Origin of the sequence: Nocardia brasiliensis (assembly GCF_011801125.1) — a bacterium.
Classification (GTDB): domain Bacteria; phylum Actinomycetota; class Actinomycetes; order Mycobacteriales; family Mycobacteriaceae; genus Nocardia; species Nocardia brasiliensis_C.
Genome location: NZ_CP046171.1, coordinates 58,860 through 72,745, shown reverse-complemented (window position 1 = coordinate 72,745; position 13,886 = coordinate 58,860). Strand labels below are relative to the sequence as shown.

General features: G+C 69.3%; 17 protein-coding genes. 1 reads left to right on the top strand and 16 read right to left on the bottom strand.

Annotated elements, in window-relative coordinates; genetic code table 11:
- Positions 1-2: 2 nt before the first annotated feature.
- Positions 3-2,759 carry a phage tail tape measure protein gene (locus F5X71_RS00410; protein WP_167460152.1) on the bottom strand — a complete coding sequence of 919 codons (2,757 nt, stop codon included), beginning with the start codon at positions 2,757-2,759 and terminating at the stop codon, positions 3-5.
- Between F5X71_RS00410 and F5X71_RS00405 the strand changes: the two genes are divergently transcribed.
- The gene (locus F5X71_RS00405) at positions 2,716-3,237 is read left to right on the top strand and encodes a hypothetical protein (protein WP_167460151.1); all 522 of its coding nucleotides are present in this window, start codon (positions 2,716-2,718) and stop codon (positions 3,235-3,237) included. The two genes, F5X71_RS00410 and F5X71_RS00405, sit on opposite strands and share 44 nt — an antisense overlap.
- A 29-nt stretch (positions 3,238-3,266) precedes the next feature.
- Here F5X71_RS00405 and F5X71_RS00400 read toward each other — a convergent pair whose 3' ends face one another.
- From F5X71_RS00400 to F5X71_RS00330, 15 genes are all read right to left on the bottom strand, one after another.
- Positions 3,267-3,560, bottom strand: a complete 294-nt coding sequence (locus F5X71_RS00400; protein ID WP_167460150.1) for a hypothetical protein — start codon at positions 3,558-3,560, stop codon at positions 3,267-3,269.
- 134 nt (positions 3,561-3,694) lie between these two features.
- On the bottom strand, positions 3,695-4,051 hold the full coding sequence (locus F5X71_RS00395; protein ID WP_167460149.1) for a hypothetical protein: 357 nt from the start codon (positions 4,049-4,051) through the stop codon (positions 3,695-3,697).
- A complete protein-coding gene (locus F5X71_RS00390; protein ID WP_167460148.1) occupies positions 4,048-4,416 on the bottom strand; it encodes a hypothetical protein in 369 nt (122 codons plus the stop codon). Before F5X71_RS00390 ends, F5X71_RS00395 begins: the two co-directional genes overlap by 4 nt.
- An 86-nt stretch (positions 4,417-4,502) precedes the next feature.
- Positions 4,503-5,318: a hypothetical protein gene (locus tag F5X71_RS00385; protein WP_167460147.1), complete on the bottom strand. Its 816-nt coding sequence runs from the start codon at positions 5,316-5,318 to the stop codon at positions 4,503-4,505.
- 73 nt (positions 5,319-5,391) lie between these two features.
- Positions 5,392-5,799, bottom strand: a complete 408-nt coding sequence (locus F5X71_RS00380; protein WP_167460146.1) for a hypothetical protein — start codon at positions 5,797-5,799, stop codon at positions 5,392-5,394.
- Positions 5,796-6,056 (bottom strand): hypothetical protein, encoded by a 261-nt coding sequence (locus F5X71_RS00375; RefSeq protein WP_238815647.1) that lies wholly within the window; start codon positions 6,054-6,056, stop codon positions 5,796-5,798. The genes F5X71_RS00380 and F5X71_RS00375 overlap by 4 nt, the downstream gene beginning before the upstream one ends.
- A 2-nt stretch (positions 6,057-6,058) precedes the next feature.
- Complete coding sequence (locus F5X71_RS00370) at positions 6,059-6,364, bottom strand: hypothetical protein (protein ID WP_167460145.1); 306 nt, start codon at positions 6,362-6,364, stop codon at positions 6,059-6,061.
- A complete protein-coding gene (locus F5X71_RS00365; RefSeq protein WP_167460144.1) occupies positions 6,361-6,762 on the bottom strand; it encodes a hypothetical protein in 402 nt (133 codons plus the stop codon). Before F5X71_RS00365 ends, F5X71_RS00370 begins: the two co-directional genes overlap by 4 nt.
- A gap of 3 nt (positions 6,763-6,765) precedes the next feature.
- Positions 6,766-7,185 (bottom strand): hypothetical protein, encoded by a 420-nt coding sequence (locus F5X71_RS00360; RefSeq protein ID WP_167460143.1) that lies wholly within the window; start codon positions 7,183-7,185, stop codon positions 6,766-6,768.
- On the bottom strand, positions 7,175-8,083 hold the full coding sequence (locus F5X71_RS00355; RefSeq protein ID WP_167460142.1) for a major capsid protein: 909 nt from the start codon (positions 8,081-8,083) through the stop codon (positions 7,175-7,177). The genes F5X71_RS00360 and F5X71_RS00355 overlap by 11 nt, the downstream gene beginning before the upstream one ends.
- A 14-nt stretch (positions 8,084-8,097) precedes the next feature.
- On the bottom strand, positions 8,098-8,475 hold the full coding sequence (locus F5X71_RS00350) for a capsid cement protein (RefSeq protein WP_167460141.1): 378 nt from the start codon (positions 8,473-8,475) through the stop codon (positions 8,098-8,100).
- 2 nt (positions 8,476-8,477) lie between these two features.
- A complete protein-coding gene (locus F5X71_RS00345) occupies positions 8,478-9,875 on the bottom strand; it encodes a head maturation protease, ClpP-related (RefSeq protein WP_167460140.1) in 1,398 nt (465 codons plus the stop codon).
- Entirely contained in the window at positions 9,869-11,209 is a 1,341-nt protein-coding gene (locus tag F5X71_RS00340) for a phage portal protein family protein (RefSeq protein ID WP_174816992.1), read from the bottom strand. Before F5X71_RS00340 ends, F5X71_RS00345 begins: the two co-directional genes overlap by 7 nt.
- Positions 11,210-11,222: 13 nt before the next feature.
- A complete protein-coding gene (locus F5X71_RS00335; RefSeq protein ID WP_167460139.1) occupies positions 11,223-12,764 on the bottom strand; it encodes a hypothetical protein in 1,542 nt (513 codons plus the stop codon).
- A gap of 453 nt (positions 12,765-13,217) precedes the next feature.
- Complete coding sequence (locus F5X71_RS00330; RefSeq protein ID WP_167460138.1) at positions 13,218-13,520, bottom strand: hypothetical protein; 303 nt, start codon at positions 13,518-13,520, stop codon at positions 13,218-13,220.
- Positions 13,521-13,886 lie beyond the last annotated feature (366 nt).

The following is a 13,886-nucleotide window of genomic DNA, read 5'->3' as shown; positions in this document are numbered from 1 at the left end:
GGCTACTTGCCCACCGTCTGGCGCTTCTGCTCACGGCTGTAGGCGTTCATCGCCTCGTATACGTCGGCGACGACAATCTGCACGTTGCTCACTTGCTTCTCGGTTCCGTCGATGTATCCGCCGACCCCGGGGACGGCCGATTTCTGCCCGGACAGGAAGGTGTTTCCGGCGTCGCCCATCGAGCCGGTGAACTTGGACCAGGCGGCCTCGATCGCGGCGGCCTGGTCGAACTGGTCGGACGTGCCGCCGTCGTCGGGCGTGTACGCCGTCGAGCTGCTGTCGCCGCCGGTCGAGCTGGCGCCGGTCGTCGACGAGCTGCTGCTGCCGAGGTTGCTCGGCCAGTTGTCGACCCACACCGGCGTGGCATTGCCCGCGGGGCGGGTGCTGCTGCCCGAGGTGCCGTCGCCCGTGCTGCTGCTCGACGAGCCGCCGGTGCCGCCCGAGCCGAGTCCGCCGCCGGTCGAGCCGTCGAGCGCGCCGTCGAGCGGGTTGCCGCCGAGCGGGAAATGCCATTGCAGCGGGAAATCGGCGGCGCCCTGCGCGCGGGACCCGACCTCGACGCCGTCCGATCCGGACGACTCGGCGTTGAGATCGCCGATGGTCATCGCCATGTGAGAGTTCGGACCGCCGCCGCCGCGCATGACGCCGATCGACAGGTCGTTCGGACCGCCGAGGCCCTCGACGAATCCGAACGAGGGGAAGTCGGATTCGGTGTTGAAGTACCGCCGATTCGGTTCCTTGCCGGTGGCAATCGCCCATGCCCCGCCGACGAACGCCGAGCAGTCCCACGACGGGTTGCCCGTGCCGCCGTACTGGTACGGCTTGCCCGCCTCGCCGCGCGCCCAGTTCTGAATGTCGACGAGGCCGCCCCCGGCGTAGCCGGGCAGCGTCCCGGCGTTGATCGACTCGAGCAGCGACCGGTACCGCTTGGCGTACTGGGCGCGCACGATGAACTCGCCGTCGCTCACCATGGCGAGAATGGAATCGCTCGTACCGGTGCCGGGCCCGGACACGACGCCGCCGCGGTTGAACAGCGGTAGGTCCGGGGTATCGATCGCGAATTGCACGTGCTTGTTTACAACCGGAATATTGAAATCGAAACTCAGCCGGAAATTGTTCCACTTCTCGATCAGCCAATTAAGGGCGGTCTTGAAGCTGTCCCGGATCGGGTCGAATAGCCCGGACACGGCCGACCGCATACTGCCAGGCAAATTCTGGAAATGGTCGATTACCTCAGTGAATTTGCCGACGATCCATTCTCTTACTTCGGTCGCCTTGTCGTTCACCCAGCCGAGACCGGTCACGATTCCAGTCATGGCGGGCTTGAGGGCGTTATCCCAGAGCCACGAGGCGGCGGCGCCGATCCCGTCGAACGCTGGCTTGACGGCGTTCGTGTACAGCCAGGATGCGACATTGCCCGCCGTCTGCAAATTGCCGACGAACCAATCGACGTACGGCTTAAGGATCGTGTCCCAGAGCCAGGACGCCGCCGCGCCGATCGCGGAAAAGGCGCCCTGCACGATGTTTCGGAAAGTCTCGCTCTTGTTGTAGGCGACGACGATTCCGGCGACGAGCGCGGCGATAGCGATCACGATCAGGCCGAGCGGGTTCGCCGACATGGCGGCGTTCCATAGCCACTGCACGGCGGTCCACGCCTTGGTGGCACCGGCGGCGATGGTCTGCGCGGCGTTCCATGCGACGGTGGCGACCTTGACCGCGGTAATCGCGCCGACGACGGTCCCGAGGACGCCGGCGAAAATGAGCGCGAGAGTCTTGTTCTGCTCGACCCATCCGGCGGACTCGGTGAGCCCGGTCACGAGCCCATCCTGAATGCCGCGCTTGAGCCGCTCGAGCGCACCCGAAGTGTTGTTGTTGACGGTGTCGCCCATTTCGCCCGCGGCCCCGGCGAATCCCGACATCGATTCCGAGCCGCCCGCGAGCGCCTCGAGGAATTGCGGAATCTGGTCGATGGCGAGGTCTTCCACCGGCGTACCGAATAGCGCAACCGCAGTATTCGCGCGCTCGGCCGGGGACTCGATTCCGAGTAGTCCCTGCGCGACCCGCTGTAGCGCGTCCTGTGCCTCGTCGCCGCCCGAGGCAACGGCGTCGCTCATTACCGCCGCGTCGAGCCCGATCGACTCGTACGCCTCCTGCGATGCCTTGGACATGTCCGAGCCGCGCAAGGTAAATTCTTTGAGCGCGTCGCCCGTCTTATCCAGCGCCCATTTTCCATTTTGGGCGGCGTCGACCAACAGGGTGAATGCCTCTTGCCCGTTGAATCCCAAGCCTCGGAAGTGCGTCCCGTATTCGTTGATGATTTCCGGGAGTTCATCCCGCATCGCGGCGGGGACCCGCTGGAATGCGGTCGTCATCAGATCGAACGCTTCGGTGCTGTCCTTCGCGAGCCCGTTCGTCACGAGCTGCGAGGCGGTCTGCACCGACTCGGGCACGTCGCTGCCGAATACCTTTTGGAAATTCAGCGCCGTAGCGGTTACCTGATCAATGCTCGCTTCGCCTTCCGCGCCGAGCGCCTGAAAGGCACTCTGTACGGCGCCGACGGCCGAGCTCACATCGGCGAAGCTCTCGCCGAGGCCCTGCTTGTAGAGGTCACCGGCGATCTTGCCGTATTGGGCGGCGAGCTCGGGCGAGGCGCCGAGCTGGGCGGCGAGCACGTCTGTCAACGACTCGCGCGACATCGCCTCATAGACGGTATCCATGGCGCTGCCGACACCGGCGGTGGCCGCGCCGAGCGCGAGCATTCCCTTGGCGGCCGGGCCCATCCGCGAGGTCACGCCGTTGAGCGCGCGGGAGAATCGCGATTCGCTCTCGACGGCGTCGTCGGTGTGGTTCGCCAGCGCCGCGCGCGCATCGCTCACGTTCTGGACGGCGCGCTGTGTGGCGCGCGCGGCGCGGTCGGCGTTGCGCTGCGCGGTGGCGAGTGCCTCCTCGGCGCGGGCGAGCTGCGAGGCGCTGGCGTTGCCCTTGGCGCGCAGCTCGGCGAGCTTCTCCTCGGCAACGCGCACCTTGCCGACCGAGTCGGCTTGCTTCTCGCGCGCGACTTTGAGCGCCTCGGACGCGCGTTCGACGGCGGCCTGCGCCGCCTCGATTCCGCCCGAGATCGCCCGGCCGGTCGCCTGCCCGGCCTCGCGCCCGGCCGCGACGAGTGGCGCGGACAGACCGGCCGCGAGGTTGCCTGCGGTGCCCGCGAAGGATGGCACCACTTGCAGTGCGGCATAGCCGATTACGTCCTGCGCCATGCGCTCACCTCACTCTCGGGGTCGGTGCGGTTGGCGTGCCTCGGGCGGGGTGGGATCGGCCGGGCGCTGGGCGGCGGCTATCTGGCGATTGCGTGCCGCGAACTGGCGTTGCACGCGGCGCACTGCCGCGGCGCGCTGCGCGGTGGCGGCCTGCTGCTTGACGCTCTGGGGCCGGGCCGGGTGTGGCTTGCCGGTGAGCGCCGTCCACACGTCCGACAGCAGATAGTCGGTAGCGGTCCAGCGAGCGCCCTTGCCGTCCTTGAGGATCAGCGGCGAGTCGGGGCGCGCGTATTGGATGAGCACCCAGATTTCGCGCAGGGTGAGCTTTCGCTGCCCGTCCGCGTCGCGGCGCCACCGGTCCGAGTAGCGGACGCCGAGAGTCCGTAAGTGGGCCTCGACGGCGCCCGCGTGGTCACGGAGCAGGACGAGCAGCGCGGTCAGTTTCCCGCGGTGCCGAATCCCATGACATCGGCGAGCATCTGCGAGAACTCTTCGAAGTCCCGCTTTTTGGGGCACAGCCGGATCAGGCGCGGCCACTGCTTCGGACCGAGCAGGATTTCCATCCCGTCGATATGGCGATTCGATCCGAGCGCCTGGTGTGCGAGCGTCGGCCAATCGTCGGTGTCGGCGGGCACGGTGAAGCTCTCGCCGCGGAACTCGACCGTGACCTCGTCGTCGCCGTCGGCCTCACGCTGCGCGGGCGGCTTGTGGTCCTGCGGCTGCTTGACCCCGGCGGGCTTGTACGGGGTGGCGCGCTTGGCGGGTGCCTTGCGGGGCGTGCGGGGTGCGGTCATGATGGCGTGGTTTCCTCTCGTTCGTCGAGTCGCAGACCTTGCGACCGGAGTAGATGACGGGCGGCCTCGACGAGCAGCGGCTCGAATGCGCCGTCGCTGCGAACGCCCGCGGCGATGAGGTCGGCCTGAAAGTGGGCGAGCTGCCGGGCGGTCGACTGCGCGGCCGGGTCGGCGGCCTCCTCCTGCTCGCGCTTGGCGAGCTGGACGGCCGCGGCGAGCCGACTACGCAGCGACCGGTCGTAGTTGCCGTTCTCGTCGGCGAGACCGAGCTCGGCCGCCGCCTTGCGCAGTTCGGGCTCGGTCGGCACGACCGACCGGGGCGAGATGCCCGAGCCGCTGGTCGGTGGGTGTGCTGGCTTCTGCATGGGCGTGGCTCCCTACTCGGCGTGGCTCGTGAGGGTGCGACCGGGCCCGGCGAACCACGCCATGGAATTCCGGGCCCGGCCGCGTCTCAGGGGGCGGGCTCGACGGTGACCGCGGCGCCGGTACCGACCAGCGACGAACCGTTCGCGGTGAGCAGCGGATTCGGCTCGCCGGCGAAAACGCCCGACAGCGTGACCGCGTACGCGCCGACGGTGCCGCCAACGGTGACGTTGCCCGCGCCGAGGATCGCCTCTAGCGCCGCCTGAAGCGCGGCGACGGCAATGTCGTGGTCGAGTGCGGCCGTCGGGCCGAGGTCGCCGAGCGCGAGCGTGAACGTGCCGTCGGTGGCGTTCTCGACGGTGACGAGCTGCGCCTCGTTGACCGGCGTGTACTGCCGCACGTACAGCAGACCCGAACCGTCGGCGAAAATGTCCGAGGTCACCTCGTAGTTCGTCGGGTCCGATTCGTTGCGGTCGAGGTTCGGAATCCAGCACTGAGCCGGGCGCACCGGGAACCACCGCTCGGGCACGCCGAAATCGTTCGTGAACTCGAAGGCGAGCATGAACCGGCCGGGGCGAGGAACGACGATGTTCGTCGCGGTCGAGCCGGGGTGCGCGATACGCCGAGTCGTGCTGTTCGACTCGAGGCAGGTCCACACCCGCGATTCCTTGAAGTTCTTGTAGCCCTTGCGGTACAGGCCGATTCCCCACCCCATGTGCTCGGTCACGTCCCACTCGCGCGGGTTCGTGATGCCCGAGTCGCCGTTGAGAATCCCGGCGTTGTCCCACGTCACATCGAACGGATCGGCGATCGTGGCGGGCCGGGTCGGGGTGAGTGTCTTACCGACGTACACCGCGGCGTCGGAGAAGATCGCGACCGCGTCCGGATTGCGGCTCAGTGCCATAGCAGTACTCCCTTTCGTGAGTGCGCGTGAAATCCCCCACCCGAAAGGGGCAGGTGGTCAACGGAATTCGCGTCTAGAGCGCGAGCGTGCGGGCGAGCGCGCGCACGGTGAACGAGGTCATGACCCCGCTGTTGTTGGAGTCGAGCGCCTCGAGCAGGCTCGACGGCTGCGTGATGGTGGCGACGCCGGGAATCCGGTGCGACAGCAGCACGCCGAGGCACCGGCCCGCGATCGCGCGGGACCGGTCGCGGCCGTTGGCCCACACGGTGACGCGCACCGTGGGCGCGGTGGTGACCGGCCAGCGGACCGGGCCGCCGTCGTCGAACACCACGACGGCCGGGGGCGACGCCGGTTTCCACGCCGCCGGTAGCACCATGCCGACCGTGGGCGCTGGCGCGACGACGAGGCCGGGCAGCACGGCGGCTAGGTAGTCCTTGATCGCCCGGGCGGGATCACCCGGCAGGCGTAGCGGCTTGCTCATCCGCCCGCCTGCACGACGGGCAGACCGACCGCGGCGGCGGCTCGGGTGAGCGCGCCGTCGCGGGCCTGCACCTCGGCGGGCACGAGCACGGCCGCCGCGCCGCGGTCGGTCGTGTAGCTCTCGACGAATCCGTCGTCGTCCTCGTCGAGCTGCCCGGCGATGGCGTCGGCCGCGGCGTTCACCATGCGCACAACGCCCGGCGAGGTGAGCAGCTTGCGCATGGTCGCGTGGTTGAGTCGCACCATGGGGGCGGCCACGGCTACCCCTCCCCTCGACTGCACAGGGCGACGGTGGCCGTCCTCGACGACCACGGGGACGGCCACTGTTCGACGGCGATCACGTACCGCTCGTTGTCGATGGTGAGCTCGTCGGCGCCGGTGAGGTCGACGGCGGGCTCGAAGTACACCGACTTCTCGACGCGCTGCCCGTTGCGCCCGCGGTCGACGTTGCCCGGGTTGGCGCCCGGTGCGACAGTCTTCGCGGTGAGCGGTGTATCGACCCACGGGACCGGGTTGCCGTCGTCGTCGAATCCGCCGCCGCGATGCCGGGTGACAGCGACGCTCACAGCCCGACCGATCCCGCCGGCGGGTAGCGGTACCCGCACGGATCACCGAACGAGCCGACCGCGGTCGGCCCGTCGGAGATACCGAGCATCTCCCCGTGCACCTTGAGGAACTGGAGCACCCCGGCCGGGGTCGAGAGCGTGCCCGAGCGCGCCCACGGCCCCATGGTCTCGCTGTAGCTGGTGTGCCCGGTCCACTCGGCCGGGGCCGCCATGGCTGCCCGCACCACCTCGACGACGACGTGCTTCCCTGTCGGGTCGCCCTCGGCAATGTCGGGCCGCCGTGACGGGTCCCGTATCCACGCCTCGGCCACGGCGATGAGCAGCTCGGCGCGCGTCTCCTCGTCCGCGGTGAGCGTGCGCCACCCGAGTGCCACATCTGCCGGGGTCGCGAGTGGCATCGTCTACGCCTCGGGCAGACGGGCCGCGATCTCGGCGCGCGACATGCGCCCGGCCTCCTCGGCGGGAATCCCGCGCGAGACGGCGTAGGCGTGCCACTCGGCCTTGGGCGAGGTGGTGCTCGCCGGGCGAGGCACGGCGGTGTCGTCGCCCTGGTCCCCCTCGTCCGATCCGTCGCCGTCGTCCTGGTCGCTCTGGTCGTCGTCGGAGTCGTCCGCGAGCCGCGGGAACAGATCGCCGCCGTCGGGCAGCACGAGCTCGACGACGGGCTCGGCGGCGACCGGCTCGGGGGTGAGCACGCCCGCGCGGTCTGCGCGTTCGTACTCGTCCTCGGTCAGGTCGACGACATCGCCGAAGTAGGCGAGGCGGCGGCGACCGGCGGCGGTGCGGTACGCCCACACCGCCGCCCGAATCTCAGCCCGCAAGACCGGTCACCTTCTTGATCGAGTACGGGTTGGTCACGCCCATGATCGGCATGACCGACGACTGCACCCACGTGCGCTTGGTCTTCTCCTCGCGCCACGTCTCGGTGGCGAGACCCTGCTCGTAGGACAGGAACCCGACCTCGCCGGTAGCGACCGCGTACGCGGTGCCCGCGGCGACGCGATTCGAGGCGAACATCTCGCGGATACCCGCCGACTCGAGCACCTCGGCGAGCGCCGAACCGTAGGCAATGGCGAGGTTCGCCTTTTCCTGCGGGTTGACGAGCCACAGGTCGTAGACGACGCCGAGTTCCTCGATGTCGGCCGCGAGCTGGACATTCGCGAAATCGGCGGTCGGGCGCAGATCGCTCGGGGTCGGCGTGGTGCCCGCGAGCTGCACGTCTGACCAGTCGTGACCGGGCACGACACCCGCGCCGCCGAGCGCGGCGATTGCCGCCTCGAGGGTTACGACCGCGCGCTGATTGACCTTGCGCACGATCGTGTTCGACAACGCCGTGACCTGGTTGTTGAAGTGCGCCACGTCGTTTCGAGTGCGCGCCGAATCCGAGATCCAGAACTTCCCGCCCCAATCTTCGCTCGTCGCGACCTTCGGGTCGGTCCGGTCGCTACCGACGATCGGGTACTCGGCGGACGGCGCGCGCTGCTCGATATCGCGCGTGGTGTAGAGCTCGTTCGCCGTGATCTGGTCGTAGATCACGGCACCGGCCGCCACCGAGGCGCCCGAGCTCGAGAAAATCCGGTCGACGATGAACTTCTGCAAGGTCAGATCGGCAAGGCGCTTAGTGATCCGCGCGGGCTGCTTGAGTGCCAGATCGACGGTGAGGGTGCTACCGGCGAGAGTCGGCGCACCGAGCGGGAACGAAACGGGAGCAGTCGACATATCGAGTCCTTCTCTCAGTAGAGGCTGATCTCGGCGTCGCCGCCGGAGGTAGCAGCGGTGACGGCGTAGCCGACGGCAATGCCGGATGTCTTGGTGATCGCCTGCCCGGCGGTCCCGACCTCGACCTCGGCGAAAGCGGCGATGTTCGCCGCGGCGGTCACCTGCACGACGCGGCTGTTACCGCGCGCGATCGGGACGAGTTCGCCGAGCGCGGCGTCGCGCTTGGACACACCGCAGATACGGCCCGCCGCGGTCGCGTGCGCGACGGTGATCGTGCCGCTGGTCGCGTCCCGGTTGCCGGTGATCGCGAGGAACCGGCCGCCGGTGACGGCGGCTGATGCCTTGCCGGTGAGGTCGGCGCCGGGCTCGTAGATGCCCATCTTGTCGGCCATAGTCAGACTCCCTTGTTGGTCGCGGTGTTGACGCCGTCGAACCAACCGAGGTCCGCGGAGTCCTGTACGGGCACGGCGTGGCCGAGCTCGGCGCCGACCGGGTAGACCGGTGCCAGGCCGTTCAGCACGGCCAGCTCGCGCGGGTCACGGTTGAGCCGGTCGACCCAGCTCGCGCGCTGCGCCGGGGCGATGCGGCCGGTACGCACTGCCTCGTCGACCGCGGTCAGCCGGGCGGCGCGCTCCTGCTCGGCGCGAGCCGCGTCGCCGCGGGCCGCCTTGGTGCGCAGCTCGGCGAGCACCGCGGCCTCAACCGCGACGACACCGGCGGGCAGCTCGCCGAGGCTGTTTGCCGGGGCGCCCGGTGCCTGGTCGGTCGCGGGCGCCGGTTCGGGCTCGGGCGTCGAGTTCTGCCCCCACACCTCAAGCGCCTCGTTCGCGGTGTCGATCGCCTCCTGAAAGCTGTCGACGATCGGCTGCGCGATGGCGGCGACATCGGGCGAGACGCCGTCGCTCACGGCCGTGGTGGCGGTGGCGAGCAGCTCAGGCCCGGACGCGACGAGCGCCCGCAAGAACTGAATGTCGTTGTCGTTGAACGGGAGCTGTACGGGGGTGATCGCGTCGGCCGGTCGGCCGAGCGCCTTGTCGAGTGCCGCGGTAACGGCGGCGTCGTCTGCGTTCTCGGCCAGGCCGAGGCGCTTCGCGATGGCGGCGAGAGCAGTCATTCGCGTTCCTTCCGGGTTGGCCTCGGCCTCGGTGGCAGAGGGGGTACGGGGTGCGGGCGCGCGATCACGCCCGGCGTAGTTGAACGTCGACAGGTCGAATCGGGCGACGAGCTCGGGCTCGACCTGCGCGACCTCGACGCGGTCGGCGAGCCCGGCGGCGACGGCCTCGGCCGCTGAGAACCACGTCTCGGCGCGCATGAGCTCGCGCCATTCCTCGGCCGTCCCGCCGGCCTTTTCGGCGTAGATCGAGGCGATGTTGTCCGAGGTGCGGTCGAGGGTCTCGACGTGCTTTCGCATCTCGTCGGCGTTGCCGCCCGCCCACATCCGGGCGTCGTGGATCATGATCTCGGCGTTGCGGCAGATCACTACCTCGGCACCGGCCATGGCGATGAAACTCGCTGCGCTGGCGGCAATCCCGTCGATGACGGTCGTCACGCGGGCGCGGTGGCCGCGGAGCGTATTGAGGATCGCGAGCCCCTCGTACACGTCGCCGCCGGGGCTGTTGATCCGAACGGTGATCGCGTCGGCATCGATCTGCGCGAGGTCCTTCGCGAACGTCGCGGCCGAGACGCCCCAATACGGATCAATCTCGTCGTAGATCAGCACCTCGGCCGAACTGGTGTCGAGCGCCTTGATTCGGTACCACGGGTCGGGCTTTGCGCCCCTCTTGTTCACCACAGCGTCAGTGCTCCATTCGGCTCGATGCGGGCCGCCGGGCGGATCGCGCGATGCGCGGCGGGCGCGAGGGCGGGGGCGGCGGTGGGTTCGGCGGGCTCGGCGTCCTCGACGGCCTCGCGGATCGGTAGGCCGTAGTCCTGCCGAGCGGCCTGCTCGATCGCCTCGTCTGGCGTGAGAATCCCGGCGCGCACGAGAATCTCGAGGGCCGCCGCCGTGCTGTCCTTCCGACTGCCGATCTCGTCGAACACCAACCGCGGCGCCGGTTCATCCGGCCCCCAATTGGCATCGACCAAGTCCTCGACGATGTGCGCCTGCGCGGTGTCGCGGACCATCTCGGCGACGGTCTGCAAACTCATCACGAAGAAATCGGCGAACGTCGTGCCGAGTGCCCAACTGCCCGTTGAGTTTCCGAGGTTGAGGAAGTGCGCCAGCACCGAGCGGCCGATCTGCGCATCGTGGTAGTCGATGGCCGGTTGCGCATCGGGCAGGTTGCCCTCGACACCGGCGAGCCGTAGGCGGGCCTGATACGGCGTCGCCGCGCCCGACGCGATGCCCGACTTGTAGCTCTGGGCGATCTTCTTGCCCGCCTCGAGCTGCTGCTGATCATCGGCCGGGCCGCCCTCGTAGACGGGCACGCCCATACCGTTTCGCTCGATCGTCTGCGCCTGCACGCGCAGCAGCCGGTCGCGCACGAGCCAGTGCTTGTACGCCGGACGCAACAGACTTTGCCCGGTCCAGTCGCCGCCCTCACGGTCGACGACGTAGGCGACGAGCCGCTCGACCGGGATACGCACGGGGCCACCACGGGTGCTCATGCCGTACTGCTCGATCGCGACGAGCCCGCCGTCGCGGTCGACCTCGATACCCGAAATGGACTCGGACAAGCGCTGTCCCAGCTTGCGCAGGTGGTACAGGCCGGTCACCTCGTCGACCGACCAGAGCGGCTCGAAGAACTGGTGACCGTAGCGCAGGCACAACAGCGCCGAGGCGAGATGCTCGCCCCACGAGAACCGGCCGCGCCGTCGCCTCGGCACCGGCGCCTGTCCGACGATCGGCAGGCCGAGGTCGGCGGCAATGTGCTCAGTCACCTCGGGCCGGGCGCCGTCCGGATCGACGCGCCAGCTCGTCCGCCGGATCGGCAGGCGCACCGCGCGCATAACCGAGGTGATCTGGGCGTCTTGCCGTTCCATCCTCCGATACACGCGCGCGGACTCGGGCCAGATGAGCTCGGGCGTATCCTCGGCCGTCTGCCAGAACATTCCGCCCGTGTCATCGAAAGACTCTGTGGCATAGCCGATTTCGGCCTGTGTCGGCATCTGCTTGGCCTTAGCCACGCTGTCCCACCTCCTAGAACCCCATAGCCATGAGCTCGTCTTGCTGCTCGGTGTGCGGGTCGCTGTCGTCCTGCGTGGGCATCTGGGGTGGGGTGCTCGGCGTGAGTCCGAACTCGAGCAGTCCCCACCGAGCGAGCGAGATCGCCTGTATGCGGGTCACATCACCCTCGAGGTAGTCCCACCCGAACTTGCCGCCCGCGAGCGGCTTGGTCTTCGCGTCGCGCACCGCATCGGCGAGGCGAGGGTCGCCGGCATGTGACAGCAGCCCGTCGAGCGAATCGGCAACCAGGCCGACCGCGGCGTCGGCCGCCTGCGACCCGTTGCTCGTCTCGACCTCGATCCCGACCGCGAGCAGCTTCGGCGCGAGATGCCGTGCCGGGCTGCTGCTGTTGATCACGACCGCGCACGGGTCCCACCGGGCGACGAGCTGCGCGACGCGCTCGACGATGCCCTGAGCCGGGCCGTGGTGCCCCAGCTCGAGGCGCAGCTTGCCCTCGACGGTGCGGGTGGCCGCGCCGAGCGCGACCGTCGAGAGATCGCCCGTCATGTCCAGCGCGAGCGCGATCGGTCCCTGCACTCGCACGTCGAGTTCGGTCATGTCCTCCCACGTCCCAGCCGGGATGACGCGCTCACGCGCCTCGGCAGGGCGGGGCCACTTGCCCGACGACAGGCGCTCGATTTCCCACTTATCGAGCTGGTCGGCAAAGCTGGCGACCTCGTCCTCGATGAACTCCTCGTCGAACAGGTAGCCGCACGACGGGTTAGCCGCGGCCCAGTTGCGCCGGTCCATCCGCCACGCTGCGCGCTCCTCGGCCGTCGCGCCGTCGGGCAGCTCGGGCGCCGACCACTCGAGCCAAAGCAACCGCTTGCCGACCTTGTCGAGCGCGCGCCGTCGCAGCGACGCCCACGCGCCGCAGGTGGCTTGACTGTCCGCGTCGGCCGCCGACCCGAGGTACCAGACCTGCGGATTGGCCGCAGTGGTCAGTAGCGGCATGAGCGCGGCCCGAGCCTCGGGCGAGCAGATCATTGCTTCGTCGATGATGAGCCGGTCGTACGATCCGCCGCGCCCGCCCTGCGCCGTCCTGGTCGCGAAGTAGATGCACGAGCCGTTCTGGAGCGTGATGCTCTCGCGGCCGTTGCCCTGCCGCGGCTGCTTGGGCATGAGCTCGCGCTGTAGCAGCGGCGAGGCGTTGAACAACGCCATGAGCTTGACCATGGTCTTGAGCGCGGTCTTGAACTCGTGTGCGGTGTAGAGAATCTGCACGCCGGGCTCGTGGATCATCCACCACAGCACCACGGCCTCGAGTACGCCGTTCTTGCCGTTCTGCCTGCTCGCGAGCAGGCAGACCTCGAATGCCGACCACTTCCCATCGGCGCGCCGGGCGGTGCCGTCGCGGACCGCGCCCGATTGCCACGGCGGTAGGCGCCGCCCGGCGATGTCGACGAGGTCGAACGCCTCCTCGGCCGCGCTGTAGTCGACTGCGGTCGTAGGGCGGTGCGCGACCCTAGGTTCCTGTGTCCCGACCAGCCCGGCGCGCGGCCAGCTCGTCAGCAAGCGTGCCTCCTGCCGGTTTAGCGCCGGATTCGGCGGTTAGCTGGTAGATCAACTGCCGGAGAGCGGTCGTGGCCTGCCTCGCCTCGCTCACGGCCGAGTCGACGACCAAAACCACGGCCCCATCCGATTTGCGGGTCGACAACTGAGCCAACCCATCATGTTTGCCAGAAAGTAACCGATCTAGCCCGTCGAGGCGGTCGGCCAGGCGGGCGGCCTCCCCGGCGAGCACGGCGCGAGCCGCATCTTGCCCCCGGCCCGCCATCAGGGCTGACCAGAGCGCCAAACCTCGCTCGCCGAGGGAATCGGGCCGCAGATCGGGCGCGGGAGCGTCCACGGTGCTACCTACCCCCTGCCCGTCCGGCCCCCGCGCTCACCCGGGGGAGAGAGAAACGGCCTGACTGCCGCGGACGAGTCAGGCCCCGGGGGTCCGATGATTAGGAGGGGGTGCCCACGTCAGCCCCAGTCGAGGGCGTTCGCGGCGTGGCCGCCGTGTGCGCGAGTGACGGCCGGTCGCAGGTGATCGCGCGAGCCGTCGCCGCGTTCCTTGTTGCACACGTCATGCAGCAGGCGGTCAGCAACCTTGCCCCCGTGGGCTCGGGCGTGACTGTGATCGGCCGCGAGCGCCTGCACGCGGTACATGGGTAGACCACACCACCCACACATCTCGCCGTCGCGCAGCGTCTCGAGCAGAGCCCGGCGGCGTTGCTGGTGTGCCCACCCGAGCCCCTTCTGCGTGGTGGTGCGCTTGCGGCTCATGGTCGACGCCGTCCGAGTCCGGCGCGGTCGGCAAGCCACCGGGCGGCGAACAGCAGCACGGCGTCGAGCCAGGCGGGCATTAGACCGGCCAGGAACCGTACAGCGCGGCGTAGAGCGGCTGCTCGAGGGTGCGCGGCGCCGAGGTGCGCAGACACCCGAGCAGCAGCCCGAGCACGTCGAGCAAGTTCATCGGACGATCTCGCGGAACACGGCAAGCGCGATTCGGCCGAGCAGTTCCCACGGGACGAGCGAGGCGGCGGCGGACAGTGTCGACATGGCGAACTCCTCGGGGTGAGCGGAGGTTGCGAGGCGGCCGGAAATGGCCCATGACATGCGAAAACCGGCACTGTCGCCGACATTTCGGGT

What these genes read in the sequence shown, in the direction of transcription:
- F5X71_RS00405 (WP_167460151.1), top strand. Translation starts at nt 2,716, where the DNA reads ATGGCGCTGCCGACACCGGCGGTGGCCGCGCCGAGCGCGAGCATTCCC.
- F5X71_RS00410 (WP_167460152.1), bottom strand. Translation starts at nt 2,759, where the DNA reads ATGCTCGCGCTCGGCGCGGCCACCGCCGGTGTCGGCAGCGCCATGGAT.
- F5X71_RS00395 (WP_167460149.1), bottom strand. Translation starts at nt 4,051, where the DNA reads ATGACCGCACCCCGCACGCCCCGCAAGGCACCCGCCAAGCGCGCCACC.
- F5X71_RS00390 (WP_167460148.1), bottom strand. Translation starts at nt 4,416, where the DNA reads ATGCAGAAGCCAGCACACCCACCGACCAGCGGCTCGGGCATCTCGCCC.
- F5X71_RS00385 (WP_167460147.1), bottom strand. Translation starts at nt 5,318, where the DNA reads ATGGCACTGAGCCGCAATCCGGACGCGGTCGCGATCTTCTCCGACGCC.
- F5X71_RS00380 (WP_167460146.1), bottom strand. Translation starts at nt 5,799, where the DNA reads ATGAGCAAGCCGCTACGCCTGCCGGGTGATCCCGCCCGGGCGATCAAG.
- F5X71_RS00365 (WP_167460144.1), bottom strand. Translation starts at nt 6,762, where the DNA reads ATGCCACTCGCGACCCCGGCAGATGTGGCACTCGGGTGGCGCACGCTC.
- F5X71_RS00355 (WP_167460142.1), bottom strand. Translation starts at nt 8,083, where the DNA reads ATGTCGACTGCTCCCGTTTCGTTCCCGCTCGGTGCGCCGACTCTCGCC.
- F5X71_RS00350 (WP_167460141.1), bottom strand. Translation starts at nt 8,475, where the DNA reads ATGGCCGACAAGATGGGCATCTACGAGCCCGGCGCCGACCTCACCGGC.
- F5X71_RS00330 (WP_167460138.1), bottom strand. Translation starts at nt 13,520, where the DNA reads ATGAGCCGCAAGCGCACCACCACGCAGAAGGGGCTCGGGTGGGCACAC.